14 protein-coding genes are annotated in these 14,463 nt (G+C 45.1%); 9 read left to right on the forward strand and 5 right to left on the reverse strand.

Annotated features, from left to right (window positions below):
• The 6 genes from E3U44_RS15035 (at position 1) to E3U44_RS15060 (ending at position 8,044) form a co-directional block, all read left to right on the forward strand.
• Complete coding sequence (locus E3U44_RS15035; protein WP_240761542.1) at positions 1-276, forward strand: hypothetical protein; 276 nt, start codon at positions 1-3, stop codon at positions 274-276.
• 233 nt (positions 277-509) lie between these two features.
• The gene (locus tag E3U44_RS15040) at positions 510-3,899 is read left to right on the forward strand and encodes an LAGLIDADG family homing endonuclease (protein ID WP_134358935.1); all 3,390 of its coding nucleotides are present in this window, start codon (positions 510-512) and stop codon (positions 3,897-3,899) included.
• Entirely contained in the window at positions 3,847-5,124 is a 1,278-nt protein-coding gene (locus E3U44_RS15045; RefSeq protein WP_240761547.1) for an ABC transporter substrate-binding protein, read from the forward strand. The genes E3U44_RS15040 and E3U44_RS15045 overlap by 53 nt, the downstream gene beginning before the upstream one ends.
• Positions 5,121-5,999 (forward strand): carbohydrate ABC transporter permease, encoded by an 879-nt coding sequence (locus tag E3U44_RS15050; RefSeq protein WP_134358936.1) that lies wholly within the window; start codon positions 5,121-5,123, stop codon positions 5,997-5,999. Before E3U44_RS15045 ends, E3U44_RS15050 begins: the two co-directional genes overlap by 4 nt.
• Complete coding sequence (locus E3U44_RS15055) at positions 5,999-6,844, forward strand: carbohydrate ABC transporter permease (RefSeq protein WP_134358937.1); 846 nt, start codon at positions 5,999-6,001, stop codon at positions 6,842-6,844. The genes E3U44_RS15050 and E3U44_RS15055 overlap by 1 nt, the downstream gene beginning before the upstream one ends.
• Positions 6,845-6,883: 39 nt before the next feature.
• Positions 6,884-8,044 carry an ABC transporter ATP-binding protein gene (locus E3U44_RS15060; RefSeq protein WP_134358938.1) on the forward strand — a complete coding sequence of 387 codons (1,161 nt, stop codon included), beginning with the start codon at positions 6,884-6,886 and terminating at the stop codon, positions 8,042-8,044.
• Positions 8,045-8,074: 30 nt separating this feature from the next.
• Here E3U44_RS15060 and E3U44_RS15065 read toward each other — a convergent pair whose 3' ends face one another.
• The gene (locus E3U44_RS15065; RefSeq protein ID WP_134358939.1) at positions 8,075-8,386 is read right to left on the reverse strand and encodes a BON domain-containing protein; all 312 of its coding nucleotides are present in this window, start codon (positions 8,384-8,386) and stop codon (positions 8,075-8,077) included.
• Positions 8,387-8,805: 419 nt separating this feature from the next.
• Positions 8,806-9,324, reverse strand: a complete 519-nt coding sequence (locus tag E3U44_RS15070) for a retropepsin-like aspartic protease (protein ID WP_134358940.1) — start codon at positions 9,322-9,324, stop codon at positions 8,806-8,808.
• Positions 9,325-9,978: 654 nt separating this feature from the next.
• Here E3U44_RS15070 and E3U44_RS15075 point away from each other — a divergent pair.
• On the forward strand, positions 9,979-10,149 hold the full coding sequence (locus E3U44_RS15075) for a DUF1328 domain-containing protein (protein ID WP_134358941.1): 171 nt from the start codon (positions 9,979-9,981) through the stop codon (positions 10,147-10,149).
• Between the two features lie 153 nt (positions 10,150-10,302).
• On the opposite strand, the gene E3U44_RS20420 is transcribed toward E3U44_RS15075, so the two are convergent.
• From E3U44_RS20420 to E3U44_RS15090, 3 genes are all read right to left on the reverse strand, one after another.
• On the reverse strand, positions 10,303-10,995 hold the full coding sequence (locus E3U44_RS20420) for a response regulator transcription factor (protein WP_134358942.1): 693 nt from the start codon (positions 10,993-10,995) through the stop codon (positions 10,303-10,305).
• 452 nt (positions 10,996-11,447) lie between these two features.
• Positions 11,448-11,915, reverse strand: a complete 468-nt coding sequence (locus E3U44_RS15085) for a DUF2383 domain-containing protein (protein ID WP_240761548.1) — start codon at positions 11,913-11,915, stop codon at positions 11,448-11,450.
• Between the two features lie 201 nt (positions 11,916-12,116).
• Positions 12,117-13,028, reverse strand: a complete 912-nt coding sequence (locus E3U44_RS15090; RefSeq protein WP_134358943.1) for a diacylglycerol/lipid kinase family protein — start codon at positions 13,026-13,028, stop codon at positions 12,117-12,119.
• Positions 13,029-13,437: 409 nt separating this feature from the next.
• Between E3U44_RS15090 and E3U44_RS15095 the strand changes: the two genes are divergently transcribed.
• Both E3U44_RS15095 and E3U44_RS15100 read left to right on the forward strand, forming a co-directional pair.
• Positions 13,438-13,956, forward strand: a complete 519-nt coding sequence (locus E3U44_RS15095) for a PRC-barrel domain-containing protein (RefSeq protein ID WP_134358944.1) — start codon at positions 13,438-13,440, stop codon at positions 13,954-13,956.
• A gap of 65 nt (positions 13,957-14,021) precedes the next feature.
• Complete coding sequence (locus E3U44_RS15100; protein ID WP_134358945.1) at positions 14,022-14,420, forward strand: EF-hand domain-containing protein; 399 nt, start codon at positions 14,022-14,024, stop codon at positions 14,418-14,420.
• Positions 14,421-14,463 lie beyond the last annotated feature (43 nt).

Genomic DNA, 14,463 nt, shown 5'->3' on the forward strand with positions numbered 1-14,463 from the left:
TTGTTTTTGTACCGTACTGAGGAAATTCTCCATGAAATCATGGTGGATGAAATGGCCCATGTGGGGCAACGCAGAAATTTCATTGGTCCGATAGGGATCAAAGCCGCCCAGCTTATGGTTGCGCCTTTGTATCGTGGGTTTTTTCGAGATATTCCAGAAGCCAAATATTTATTTAATATTGAGCAAATGATTCAAGAGGGACTAACGTTTGACTATAATTCTGTATCCCCCCAACTGTTGACTCGCAGTTGGGTGCCGAGTTACTGCCAAACTTGAGTGGAAAATAGAAGTTGCTTGCCACCGCCGCAGGTTATCTAGAGAATACGGCGGTGGCTATTCCTTATCGAAAAACTTTTCCAGATTATAATACGTTGTTCGTGTTCTCGAAGTATAACCCTCTTTTTATTTCAAGCATAGTTAGAGGCTAGGAAAATCAACCTCTAACTTTCGCTAGGGTACCTATTCTTCATAAAGATGAGCGATTTCAGGCAAGATTAAGGGAGATCATCATGTCCCACTCAGTGGAGAACAAATTCTCCCTAGTCAGAAAGCGCGACGGGCGCTTATTGCCTTTTGATCAGAACCGTATTACCCATGCAATATTGCGCGCCATGCAGGCCAGCCAAGAAGGGGATCTTGCCCATGACCCTTCCCGGGTCTCTGATAAAGTGGTGGCAGAGTTGAACCAGCAATACCCTGCTACCCACATCCCCCAAGTAGAAGAAATCCAGGATCTGGTTGAGGAGACATTGATCCTGATGGAGTTTGCCAAAACCGCTAAGGCCTATATCCTCTACCGGCATAAACGGGCTCAAATCCGAGAAAAAGCCAAAGCGGTCCCGGAAAAAGTCAAACAGCTTGCCACTGAAAGCAAGTCCTTTTTTTCCAATGCATTAGCCGAGTTTATCTACTATCGCACCTATTCTCGCTGGCTAGAAGAAGAAAACCGACGCGAAACGTGGCTAGAAACGGTAGAGCGTTACATGGCTTTCATGAAAGAAAAACTTGGCGAGCGTCTCAGTTCGGCAGAGTATCAGGAAATCCATCAGGCCATTCTGCAACAGCAGATCATGCCTTCCATGCGCCTGCTGTGGTCTGCCGGTAAAGCCGCCCGGGTCAACAACATTACCGCCTATAATTGCTCATTTATCGCCCCTACCCAGCTCCAGGATCTGGGCGAAATCCTTTATTTACTGATGTCTGGAGTGGGAGTAGGCTTTTCAGTAGAAAGCCAAAATGTGCAACAACTGCCGATTATTCAGCGGCAAACGGGAGAAATACTGCCCACCTACAAGGTTGGGGACAGCAAAGAGGATTGGGGGGATGCGCTAAAAGCCGGATTACAAGCCTGGTATGATGGCAAGGATATCCGCTTCGATTACTCTGAAGTCAGACCCGCCGGCTCACGGCTTCACACCATGGGGGGACGTAGCGCTGGTCCTGAACCCTTACAGGCCCTGCTAGATTATGGACGTGCAAAAATTCTCAGCGCCCAAGGCAAACGGCTGCGTAACATTGATGTCCATGACCTCATTTGTAAGATTGGCGCAGTCGTGGAGATGGGGGGGGTGCGCCGAGCCGCCCTGATCTCCCTTTCCGATGCCGACGACGAAGAGATGCGTCAAGCGAAAAGCGGCCATTTTTATATTAATCACCCCCAACGAGCCATGGCCAATAACTCAGCCGTGTATGAAACCAAACCTAAAGCCACTGATTTTCTCAGAGAGTGGCTGGCCCTGGCTCAAGGAGGAACCGGTGAGCGCGGACTGTTCAATCGGGGTGGCCTAAAAACCCAGCTTCCAGAGCGGCGGTGGCCGGGTTTTGAACCCTATTGGTCCACCAGTGGGACTAATCCCTGCGTAACAGGGGATACCTGGGTTTTAACCGATCAAGGCCCAGCTCAAGTTAAGAAACTTATTAACCAATCATTTAACCCGGCTGTTAATGGAAAGGCTTACAGCTCAGAAGGCTTTTTCAAAACTGGAAACAAAAAAATTTTTGAGGTAGAGACTAAAAAGGGATATAAGCTTAAGGCGACGAAAAATCATCAGGTACGCACAGTAGATTATGAATCCAGAAAAATTCAAAAAACGAGCTGGAAAGAACTGTGTAAGCTCAGTAAGGGCGATAGGATAGTTTTACACAATCATAGCGATTATGAATGGGAAGGAGCCGGTGATTTCCGCGAAGGATGGCTGGTTGGAAATTTGCTGGGGGATGGGAATATTGAAAAAACAGGAAAGGCAAACTTGGATTATTGGGGAAACACCAAAGAAGCAATGGCCAATCAGGCGTTGAATCTTGTCCATGAAACAGTTGGAGCGCGAGCGGATTTAGCGGGACATACAATGGAAACAGGCGTAATCAGAGTCCAATCTGTTAATCTGGGCAAAAGGGCTCAGGAATTGGGATTAGTTAACCGACAAAAGTTAATTTCGGAGAAAATAGAAGAAACCTCATCCGATTTTCATATAGGTTTTCTCCAAGGATGGTTTGACGCCGATGGCTCTGTCCAGGGAACGCAGAATAAAGGTGTGAGTATAAGATTGGCATCCAGCATTTATCAAAATTTGCAAGCAGCGCAAAGAATGCTGGCAAGACTAGGTATTATTTCTACGATCTATAAAAACAGAAGATCCGCCGGGAAACGAATGCTGCCAAACGGAAAGGGAGGATTCAGCGAGTACGAATGTAATCCGGATAACGAATTAATAATTTCCGGAGCCAACATTACCCGCTTTAATTTTAGAATCGGATTCAGTGATCCAGAAAAACAAAGCAAGTTAAACCAAAAACTTGCCGACTATAACAGAGATTTGAACAGAGAAAGGTTCAGTGATGAAATTGTCAGCATTAGACAAGTAGGCCATGAAGACGTATACGACTGCCAGGTGCCGGGAGTGAATGCATTTGATGGAAATGGAATCATGCTGCATAACTGCGGTGAAATCATCCTGCGCAATAAGCAATTTTGTAATTTATCCGAAGTGGTCGCCCGCCCAGAAGATACGGAGGAAGCGCTTCTCGATAAAATCCGGATTGCTTCGATTTTAGGGACTTACCAATCCACGCTGACTGATTTCCCCTACCTCTCGCCAGAATGGAACAAGAATTGTGAAGAAGAGCACCTGCTTGGTGTTTCTATTACCGGCCAGTGGGATAATCCAGTGGTACGAGATTCCCAGATTTTAAACAAACTACGGCATCAGGCCATTGCTACCAACCGTATCTACGCCAAACGCTTAGGGATTAATGAGTCCACAGCGGTGACCTGTGTCAAACCTTCCGGTACCGTTTCCCAGTTAGTTGATGCCGCCTCCGGGATGCATCCGCGCTATGCCCCTTATTACCTGCGGCGGGTGCGCATTTCCGCTCAAGACCCCTTATTTATTATGTTAAAAGAGCAAAAATTCCCTTACCACCCGGAAGTGGGACAAGATGAGACCACCGCTTCTACTTTCGTGTTGGAGTTTCCGGTCTGCGCGCCGGAAGGCAGTATTACCCGCGCCGATCTCAATGGAATTGAGCAGCTCGAATATTGGAAGATGGTTAAAGAAAATTACACCGAACACAATCCTTCGGTGACCATTTCTGTCGTTGAAGAAGAATGGATCGCGGTAGCCAATTGGCTCTACAACTATTGGGATATACTGGGTGGTTTGTCTTTTCTGCCGCGAACTGAGGCAGTCTACCAACTTGCCCCTTTCGAGGAAATTACTGCGGAAGAATATCAAAGGCGCGTTGCTGAACTCCCTAAGACGGACTTTTCCCACATTGTGATTTATGAAAAAGAAGATACTACCCGAGGGGCTAAAGAACTGGCTTGCAGTGGCAGTGGGTGCGAGATTGATCCGGAAGAAGGCTCACTTATCGGTGGCGCTCCCCATCGCTATCCCTAGCAAGGTAGGAGTAGCGCTACTCCTTTCATTGCTTGTCGCTTCCTGCTTAGATACCAATAACACGGCCATCCCTACCTTAAAATGGTATGTGGTCAATGAAATCTCCGGCGCCTTTGACGAGGCGGCAAGACAATGTTCAAAGGCAGCTCAGGGTGCCTATCAAATAAAAATAGTTACTCTGCCCGCTGATGCCAGCCAACAACGGGTGCAACTGGTGCGGCGGCTAGCGGCAAAAGATACAGACATTGACATAATTGGCATGGACATCATCTGGACCGCTGAGTTTGCTGAGGCAGGTTGGATTTTGCCGTGGAATGGTAAGGCAGCTTCCCAAGTTAGGCAAGGACGCCTAAAATCCAGTGTTGAAAGCGCCACTTATAAAAATCAGCTCTGGGCCATTCCCTTTACCAGCAATATTCAACTGCTTTGGTACCGTACCGATCAGGTGGAAAGGCCGCCCCAGACTTGGAATGAATTGATTGAAATGGCCGAAGCCCTGGGAACCGGCACCCTTCAAGTGCAAGGGGCACGCTATGAAGGCTTGACCGTTTTGTTCAATTCCTTGCTGGCTTCCGCAGGCGGCTCCGTGCTAGACGAAACCGGTGAGGCCGTCTCCCTGGAACAAGAACCCACTGAAAAAGCCCTAAGCATTATGAAACGCATCGGGACTTCCCCGGCCTCCGACCCTTCACTCGCTACTGCCCGCGAGGATGAATCCCGACTCGCCTTTGAAGCGGGAAGCGCTTTTATGATTAATTATACTTATGTTTGGCCAAGCGCCCATCAGAACGCCCCCCGCATCGCTGCCCACCTGGGATGGGCCCGCTGGCCGGCAGCCATCGAAGGTAAACCTAGCCGGGTGACCCTGGGGGGCATTAACTTAGGTGTTGGCGCCTATTCTCAATATCCCGATTTGGCCTTTCAAGCGGCTGCCTGCATTGCCTCCAGGGAACATCAACGACTTGCAGCGACCAAGGGCGGCTTATTGCCTACACTCGAAAACTTGTATGAAGATCCCCAAATTGAAACGGCTTTCCCCTTCGCTAATGTCCTCCAAGCCACCCTAAAAGATGCGGCCCAGCGTCCTTCCAGTCCTCTCTATAATGATATTTCCTTGGCCATCAGCCGGACCTTGCACCCCATGAAAGCCATCGATCCCCAGGAAGATATTTCCAAGCTGCGGAAGATTATTGACCGGGCACTCCGCTCCGAAGGACTGCTATGAACGCTCGAAACAAAGCGGAACGCCGTTTGGGATGGCTGCTCTGCGCACCGGCAGTAATCACCATGGGAACAGTCACCGCCTATCCTATTCTCTATGCCATATGGCTGTCCCTGCACCGCTATGATTTGCGTTTCCCCCATGACCGCTCATTCGTGGGCTTGAGCAACTACTGGAGTGTACTGAACTCTGAGCTGTGGTGGCAAACATTGGGTAATACCTTAACCATTACCCTCGGTTCGGTATCAGTGGAGCTGGTGCTTGGCTTTTGCTTAGCTTTAGTGATGCACCGGGCAATTTTTGCCCGCGCGATGGTACGAGCAGCCATTCTTATCCCTTATGGAATTATCACGGTAGTGGCTGCTCTAGCTTGGAAATTCGCTTTTGATCCGACTACCGGGTTTGTCAATGCCCTGCTTAATTTGGAAGGCGCCTGGCTCACGGAACGTTGGACGGCGTTTTTCGTTATTATTTTGACCGAAATTTGGAAGACTACCCCCTTTATGGCCTTACTCCTCCTGGCGGGGTTGACCCTGATTCCAGAAGATCTGCTTAAAGCCGCCCGGGTAGACGGAGCCTCCGCAATACAGCGTTTTTTCAGGATCACCCTGCCCCTCATGAAACCAACGGTGCTTGTGGCCTTGCTGTTCCGTACTCTAGATGCCTTTCGGATTTTTGATACGGTATTTGTGCAGACCCGAGGCGCTCAGGGGACAGAAACCGTCTCCATTACCGGTTACAATGCCCTTATCGTCAGGCTTAATTTGGGCCTTGGCTCGGCAGTCTCAGTGCTGATCTTTATTTGCGTGATACTCATTGCCGTGCTGTTTATTAAAGGTTTTGGAACGTCTGTGGCTCAACAACGAGGTGAACGGTGATGGCTCGTGGGAAATTTAACCAAAATCTGGCAGAACGGCTTTTCTGGGGGAGCGGCAATGTGATGGTCATCGTCTATGCCCTCGTTCCCGTAGCCTGGATTATCTCCCTCTCCCTTAAAAGAGGCGCTGATCTCAACGACAACCGCTTCTTCCCACGCACCCTCAGTTTTGAACACTACCAGGCTATTTTCCAAGATCCCCAGTTTCCAGCCGCCCTGTGGAATTCGGTGGGCATTGGGGCTATTTCTACCCTCTTTGCCGTTATCTTGGCCATGTTTGCCGCCTATGCCATTGTGCGGTTGGAGTTCCCCGGCAAGCAAGTCATTCTCTCGGGAGCCCTGGCGATTGCCATGTTTCCAGCAATTGCCATCATTGGTCCCCTCTTCAATTTATGGCGGCAAATCGGGCTCTTTGATACTTGGCTGGGGCTGATCCTGCCCTATATGACCTTTACCCTGCCTTTAGCTATCTGGACTTTATCGGCCTTTTTTAGGGAGATTCCCTGGGATCTGGACAAAGCCGCCCGCGTCGACGGCGCCACGCCATTTCAAGCCTTCCGCAAAGTGATTGTGCCACTGGCTGCACCCGGAGTCTTCACGGCAGCTATTTTAGTCTTCATTTTCGCTTGGAATGACTTTTTATTTGCCATTTCCCTAACTTCCACTAACCAAGCCCGAACCGTACCTGCAGCTATCGCTTTTTTTACCGGCACTTCTCGATTTGAACTGCCCACCGGCTCCATTGCAGCGGCCTCCGTGGTAGTTACTCTTCCTATTGTGGCCATCGTTTTAATTTTTCAGCGCCGCATTGTTGCTGGCCTTACTTCTGGTGCAGTTAAGGGCTAGTTTGCAAAGAACTATTAAGTCCACTGGAAAATATTTATTATGGCAGAGCTCATTATTGACAACGTCACTAAGCGCTTTTCTGATGGTACTGAAGCGGTAAGAAATGTTAGTTTAACCATCCAAGACGGCCAGTTCTTTATTCTGGTGGGCCCTTCAGGTTGTGGAAAATCTACTTTGCTCAATATGATTGTGGGACTTGAAGAGATCACACAAGGGGAGCTTCGGGTAGATGGCCAAGTAATTAATACCCTGGATCCCAAGGATCGGAACATGGCCATGGTTTTCCAAAGCTATGCCATTTACCCTCATATGACGGTGCGGGAAAATATGGCGTTCCCTCTGAAATTAGCCAAAAGACCCCAGGAAGAAATTGCCCAAAAAGTAAACCAAGCAGCCACGATACTGGAACTTACTGAATTTCTGGACCGCAAACCCGCTAGCTTATCGGGGGGGCAACGACAACGGGTCGCCATGGGACGGGCCATTGTACGCCAACCTCAAGCATTCTTGCTAGATGAGCCCTTATCTAACCTTGATGCCAAACTCCGGGTCCAGATGCGTACCGAACTGTCACGCTTACAAAAGCGCCTAAGGACGACCACCATTTACGTCACTCATGACCAAAGTGAAGCTATGACCCTGGGCGACCGAGTCGCCATATTCCACCAAGGTGTGGTACAACAGGTGGGAACACCCCGGGATCTTTATACTGCTCCCCGTAACCTATTTGTGGCTGGCTTTATTGGCTCTCCCGCAATGAATTTTCTCCCTGCTCAACTAGAAAGCGAACACCTTATTCTGCCTATGGCTAAATTCAAGCTTCCTGCTAAATTACGGGACCGACTTCCCAATTTCCAGGGTCCTGTCATTGCCGGTATTCGCCCTGAACATTTTCAAGATGTTGCTCTCGTAGGAGAGGATAAAGAGATCCTCCCTACTTTCAAGGCTACTGTTGACGTTATTGAATGGATGGGGGCTGACGTCTATGCGCACTTTGCAATTCAAGGGGAAATCAATGAACAGCTACAAAACTTGACTAAAGACTTAGAAGTTCAGCCCCTCCAAGACAGCACTATCCGGCTAATTGCTCGGCTAGGCGCAGCAAGCCAAGCCACGGAAGGAGATGAACTGGAGATACAGCTTGATATCCACAAACTGCATCTATTCGATAGCCAAAGTGGCGAAAATCTCACTGGCTAACATCCTTCCCTTCAAGGATATTTAATGTCCCTATTTCACGGTAATTCTATTCTCAACGTCCCTCACGCCTTCAATACTACGGGCAACATCTTCCGCTTCCCGGGATTGTTCTCTAGTATCAACAAATCCGCTGAGCTGCACTATACCTCGATAAGTTTCTACCTGAATATCAAACCCACTCACCTGTGGATCCGCTATTAAGGCACTTTTAACCTTTGAGGTAATCCATGCATCACTAACATATTCTCCTCTCCCTTTTTCAGGGCTACTCGCACAACCTAACATTAAAATAGTCATCAAGATAATTAATATAAAAATCTTGTATTTATCTGGTTTTTTCATGTTTTTCTCCTTATCAGGGCATGCACCATTTAGAAATGACTAATCAACACTATCCAGTTTTCTTTTTCCTAGAATTTTAGAACAAAGAATTAGGAATACCACTAACATTAAAATTTTTATCAACCTAAACTCCTTGCCCAAAAGTTAATCAAGTGAAAAAAACATAAATGAAAAGATGAAGCGCTCCGAATTCAACGCTTTCGAGACTATAGAAATAGCAAGAACGGGGGAAGGAAAAAGAAAAACAGCCTAGAGTGAAGAGCAGTGATTAGATTCCCATCTACACGGGCAGAGTAAGCTGCGTAGCTCCAGTGTATTTAATTACGAATTAATAACATGTTAGCCGAGCGATCTCTTTAAACCGCTCGGCAGGAGAAGATTGACAACCTTGAAATTCAAGCAATTATATCTTTTATATTTTATTTTGCCGTAGAAAAATCACTTGTTTTAGATAAGATATTATCAGGTGCACTATCACAGTGGCTTAGCACTAATTGAGGTGGATCAACCGAAAAAATGAAAGGAGCTGCCCGTTGAAGGGCGCTTAATCCTAAAATATGGCGTGTTCTTCCTGGGAATACCGCAGCTTCAATATCTCGAAGCCAGCAATTTTCCCCCAGACGGATAGCACTGACCGAATACACCGGCACTATCATTTCTCTACCATCTGCTAAAATACCCCTTAGATCTTTCACGTAACGGATGCGTTTCTCCTGCTTAAGCACGGCAAGCGTGTCTTCATTAATTGTGAGATAACCTGAACCAGTATCCACCATAAACTCCACTGATCCATAACCATTAATATTTCCTTGAATATAATAGGTAGCAGAATCTTTTCCTTGCATGGAGACTATGGTATCAAATTCATTAGCTGCTATATGATGAACCGGGACACCCAACCATAAAATCACAGCAAGCCCGATAAAAAAGCGCTTCATATTAATTTTCTCCTCACAATTCTGGTTGGGACAGATTTCAGCATTATTATGAATAAATAATCAATAACTTATATAACAAAAACACCTTAAAAGTCAGCCCAACCCACATTTTATTAACAACTCTCTAAAGATTAAATATAATTGTTTGGTTTATATAAATTTATCAAAGAATTACGTTTTATTTCTTGATTTTTTCTAACCAGTATACTACGGAGGTATTAATTACTCCAACTCCTGCTAATGGATAGCGGCACAAGCAAGTGAATATTTACGGGGCTGAAAGATAAATTGGATTGGCAGGCTTCTAATCGTCGTTCCGAGTCTTAACTCCAAGAAAAAATATTTTTTAAGTACCTATGAATGAGGTGTTTTAGGAGCAAGCTGGTGGTGTTCCGCAAACCCGTTTTTCCTCCCTGGAAAAAGGGTTTAATGCGCGCCCTCCCTGGCGCGCCCCCTGAGGGGCCTCCTGCGGATGTCCCGATTCGCTCCCGGCGAATCGGTGGGGGGACTTCCCTGTCCCCTGGCTCCACGCCACCGGCTCGCTCCAGGAATACTTCAAAACTTTTACTGAGATATTTAATCAAAAATTTAAAAAAAATATTTTTTTCCTTCTATACTTAAATTTAAACAATAATCCGTAATAGGAGGAATAAAATGCTTGGTTGGGCAATAACTTTTTTAGTCGTAGCAATCGTAGCAGCGCTTCTAGGATTCACAGGAATAGCTGGAATTGCCGTAGAAATTGCTTGGATCTTATTTATTGTAGGAATTATTTTGTTTGTAGTATTTTTGCTTCTAGGACGGCGGCGCTCTCCGCCACTATAGGGAAATTGAAGATTACTTATATGGATATGTCTGAATAGCAAATATTCCATTCACCAGGGCAAATTTCGGTTCAACCGAAATTTGCCCTGGTGAATCACTTCCATACTACTTTGTTTTAGTACTCTCCTATTAGCTTGGCTCAAATATTTTAATTCAATGTTCCACTACATTTGAACATAATAAAGCCAAGCGAATCAGATCGGCCTGAGTTTTGGCTTGAAGTTTTTTCATTACTTGCGACCGGTGATTTTCAACTGTTTTAAGGCTAATCCCTAGTTCGAAAGCAATCACCTTATTCATTCGTCCCTTCACCACCAACTCCATGATCTCCCTTTCACGTGGAGTTAATCGGGCCATCCGTGCAATAACTTCTTCCTGCCTTCTTTGGTGCTCTCGAACATGCTGGTCTCTTTCCAGGCATGTCCAGAGGCGCTTCAGTAGTACTGATTCTTGCCAAGGTTTTGTAAGAAAATCGGCAGCTCCTCCATGGATAGCTTCTACCGCCTCTGGGACTGTTCCATGGGAGGAAATAAAGATAATAGGCAAAAAGCTGTTCATTTCTCGCAATTGTTTCTGAAGTAATAAGCCACCCATTTTAGGTACGTGGACATCAAGTAGCAGGCACCCTGGACGCGCAGGATCAAATTCATCCAAAAAGGATTCAGCCGAAAAATAGGTTTCAATCTCCCATTCTGTCGAGGCGATCATCCGACGCAGTGCATAGCTCTCTTTTTCATCATGATGGACAATAAAGACGCTCGCCTTTTGAATAACATCATGAAGCTCTAGCAGTGGCTTGCCAGGGCCTTTGATAGCACTCCCTAAGCATTGATCCTTCATACCCATGCAAAACCTCCTACCTAATTGGGACTAATTCTTTAATAAATGCATTCACCAACAATGCCTCGTTAATGATTTCAATGCAAAAGAGATGCCGCATTCATTCTTATTAAAATCAATAAATTACAAATAAGGCAATAAAAAAAAATCACCAATTATGTCGCTATGAAACGACATCTTTAGATAAAAACTAAATTCAATAAAATAGGAAGTAGGTTTCAAAAGAACTGGGCAGACTTTAACCCCTTAGATTCAGGGTCTTCTCATTAAGTAAGAAAATATCATCAGGTAAATGGGCTATACTTAGAAGCTGTTGGGAAACTTTTTCAACAACTTATTTAGGGAAGTCCCTGCGCTTTAAGGATTTAATATCTTATTAGTTTTAAAGAGGTTGTTCTAACCACTCTCTAGCATTAGGAGATATAGCGCTTATAGCCAAGGGGTTTTCCAGCAGCTTCTTAGCTTCTTGAACGAATTTCAAGCAAACGTTTTTGTGTTATTTCTATCTCTTCTTCAATATGCCGTAATAAAGACCTTGTCTTATCTGGGATCTTCTGCTTCAATGCTAGTTTCACAAGTTTCTTTAATTCTTCTTCCTCCTTTTGCCGCTCATCTAATAAAATATTATGTTCATCATCAGATAAAGCTACTTTTGTATGTGTAATAATTTCTTCTAATACTTGCTTCTCCGGATCTATGTCGCTCGGCAACCCCCCCAGCTTACGTATATGCGACTCCAAGCGTGCTACCCAATTTTTCCGTTGTTCAGCCAACTCCTCAAAAAGATGGAGCAAAAGAAGATCATCAGTAAGACTCGACACTTTTTTGTAATCACGCTCAATATCCTTGCATTTAAGGATAACTTCATCAAGCGCAACCTCTCTATCATCTAACCACATCACTAGTTCCTCAATAATAGCTTTCATTTCTTGGAATATACACCTGTAAAACCCCAGATACTATAAATGGCGTACTGGTATAGGGGCTTTAAATCCTCCATCAGCGCTCACTAATAAGTGATTTGCTGATCTAGTTATATAATCAAGCACCCCTATCAATGCAAGGATTAGTTGTAAGGGATACGGCGGAAAAGACCGATGAGGCTATTGAAGAACGGATTCAATTGGTTAGGAATGGAATTCTGCTCCAATGACCTGGAGTGCTTGCGGCCGTGTACGAAAAACGAGTGGGGAACGTAAAGCAACAACCTCTCCATCCAGGGCTACATATAATCGTCGTTTAGCTCTTCTAATGATAAGTTCTTGTACATAGCGCTCTTCAAAAGCCGGATCTTGCTGAATGGGACGAAGCAACGCCTTTGTCACCATCATGATAAGGCTTTTCCGACCCACTCCAGGGGTAAATAAGACGCTGAGGCAACCCTGCGATAAACCATTCTCCCGGACCAAAGGCAAGGGTTTAGAGGTATAAGGATTATTACCAACAAACACAAAGGGCACCCGAACCGATTGGAACCCTGTTGGCAGAGAGGCCAATTGTAGATCGAGGCGAGGAAAACGCCACAGTACGGCCAAAATAGCATAAACCATTGCCGGCATCTTGGATAATCCCAATCGGCGCCTTAGCATCTCACGCAAGCGCACTGCACGGACGTAGATTCCCACTGAGGCATTATTGATAAAAGTATATCCATTGACTTCAGCCACATCAACGAGTGTCCGAGCGTCTTTTGCAATGACCTTAACCGCCTCGTCTAATATGAGAGGAATTCCTAAAGTACGGGCAAAATTATTAAACGTCCCTAATGGTAGTATTCCAAGGGTTATAGAAGTCTGGGAAAGAACACTCGCTGCTGTTCTAAGCGTTCCATCACCACCCCCAACAACGACGGTCGTAAATTTCCGACGACAAACCTCATTCAACACCTCTGTCAACTGCTCAAGATCCACCCAATAAAACTCAGCTTCTAAGTGGTGTATAGCAAACAGCTTCTGCAAACTCGCTTGGGAAGAAGGGGAAGATAAAGATAACCCCTGTCCAGAGGACATATTAACGACTACTGCTAGCCGCGAGTGCATAGAAATATAACCTTCCTTCGTACATAATTAATTTATCACTTTATAGGGACCATACAATAAATAGCTTTAAATGTAGTGCTTTTCAGCCTCCACTCACAGAAGAGCTTATCAATTTATAGCAGAAACACAGTTTCCCAAAGATACTTCAATAAATAGCCATAATTTTTAAACCCTTAAATTCTCATGGGCTTAGATTTGTAAAAATTGCTAAGTTATATACCCAGTTACAATACAACGGAATAAGAATATTGTAAGTTTAGCCTACCCATAATTCCGCAAAGCCAAAAACATCAAGCCCTTATAAACTTCCAATAAGGCGCAATTAGCCTTTCCTGGAAATGGCACCGTTTTTGCTAATTATTCAAGTAAAACAAACTTTGAATAGCAATCAAGTTAAGAGAAATAATTTATGAATAAGTCAATTTTAAATATCAAACCACCGGGCAAAGCCATCATTTTTGTATCTGGCATTGCCTTATCCATAACCTTGTCAGGAAAAGTTCTATCCGCAAATCAGGATTTGCAGGAACAACAGGAAACCAATACACAGGAGCAAGCTCCTGAAAAACCGTTACCGAAAAATGCCTATAAGGCAGATCAATTGCTTGGAAAATCAGTAAAAAACCGGAAGGACGAAAACGTAGGAGAAATAAAAGAATTAGTTATTGATGAATCGGGCCAGATAAAGTATGCAGTCTTATCCCATGGGGGAGGATTACTCAATCTAGGAACAAAAATGACTGCTGTTTCCTGGAAAGTACTGCAGCCATCTCCCGAAGAAGATCATTATATCCTGAACATGGATATAACTAAAGAGCAGTTGTCTGATGCACCTACTTTTAACGAAGATAACTGGCCCACAGAAGCGCAAGTGACTGAGTTCAGTGCTTTCGAGAGCAAAAAAATCGAAAAACCTGAAGCTCAGTAAGGTAAATGTAACCTAAAAATTATGGTTGCATAACGTAATCTCTATCTCTAAAGAGGAGTAAAACCATGAATAGGAAAAATTTACTTAATCTTATTTCCATTTCTGCCGCTGCTCTATCCCTTATGCTAGCAAACACAGCATTCTCGGCTGGTCAGCAAACCCAGCAACGGGGCATGGAAGAAGGCCAGGGGTCTACACAGCAATCAAAATCATTCTCAGAACTAGACCAAAACCAAGATGGTTCTATTAGTGAAGAGGAAGCCGAAAATTGGCACACATTAGGCTCTAAATTCGACGAGGCTGATAGGAATAGCGATCAGACGATTGACAGATCTGAATTTAGTGCCTTTGAAAGGATGGAAGGAGAAAAATCTATGCATCCTCAGGAAGGAGGCATGGGAGGAGAATCTATGCGTCAGCAGGAGAAAGACACGGCGCGTGAAAGAGGAAACTATCCTGATTAACTAAATTTCTTTATTTTTAAAGATTAATTGTGTGACAAGGAAG

Origin of the sequence: Nitrosococcus wardiae (genome assembly GCF_004421105.1) — a bacterium.
Classification (GTDB): Bacteria; Pseudomonadota; Gammaproteobacteria; order Nitrosococcales; family Nitrosococcaceae; genus Nitrosococcus; species Nitrosococcus wardiae.

Bases quoted from the DNA above. Each gene is read 5' to 3' on its own strand.
- E3U44_RS15040 (WP_134358935.1), top strand. From the start codon at position 510: ATGTCCCACTCAGTGGAGAACAAATTCTCCCTAGTCAGAAAGCGCGAC.
- E3U44_RS15050 (WP_134358936.1), top strand. From the start codon at position 5,121: ATGAACGCTCGAAACAAAGCGGAACGCCGTTTGGGATGGCTGCTCTGC.
- E3U44_RS15055 (WP_134358937.1), top strand. From the start codon at position 5,999: ATGGCTCGTGGGAAATTTAACCAAAATCTGGCAGAACGGCTTTTCTGG.
- E3U44_RS15060 (WP_134358938.1), top strand. From the start codon at position 6,884: ATGGCAGAGCTCATTATTGACAACGTCACTAAGCGCTTTTCTGATGGT.
- E3U44_RS15065 (WP_134358939.1), bottom strand. From the start codon at position 8,386: ATGAAAAAACCAGATAAATACAAGATTTTTATATTAATTATCTTGATG.
- E3U44_RS15070 (WP_134358940.1), bottom strand. From the start codon at position 9,324: ATGAAGCGCTTTTTTATCGGGCTTGCTGTGATTTTATGGTTGGGTGTC.
- E3U44_RS15075 (WP_134358941.1), top strand. From the start codon at position 9,979: ATGCTTGGTTGGGCAATAACTTTTTTAGTCGTAGCAATCGTAGCAGCG.
- E3U44_RS20420 (WP_134358942.1), bottom strand. From the start codon at position 10,995: ATGGGTATGAAGGATCAATGCTTAGGGAGTGCTATCAAAGGCCCTGGC.
- E3U44_RS15085 (WP_240761548.1), bottom strand. From the start codon at position 11,915: ATGAAAGCTATTATTGAGGAACTAGTGATGTGGTTAGATGATAGAGAG.
- E3U44_RS15090 (WP_134358943.1), bottom strand. From the start codon at position 13,028: ATGCACTCGCGGCTAGCAGTAGTCGTTAATATGTCCTCTGGACAGGGG.
- E3U44_RS15095 (WP_134358944.1), top strand. From the start codon at position 13,438: ATGAATAAGTCAATTTTAAATATCAAACCACCGGGCAAAGCCATCATT.
- E3U44_RS15100 (WP_134358945.1), top strand. From the start codon at position 14,022: ATGAATAGGAAAAATTTACTTAATCTTATTTCCATTTCTGCCGCTGCT.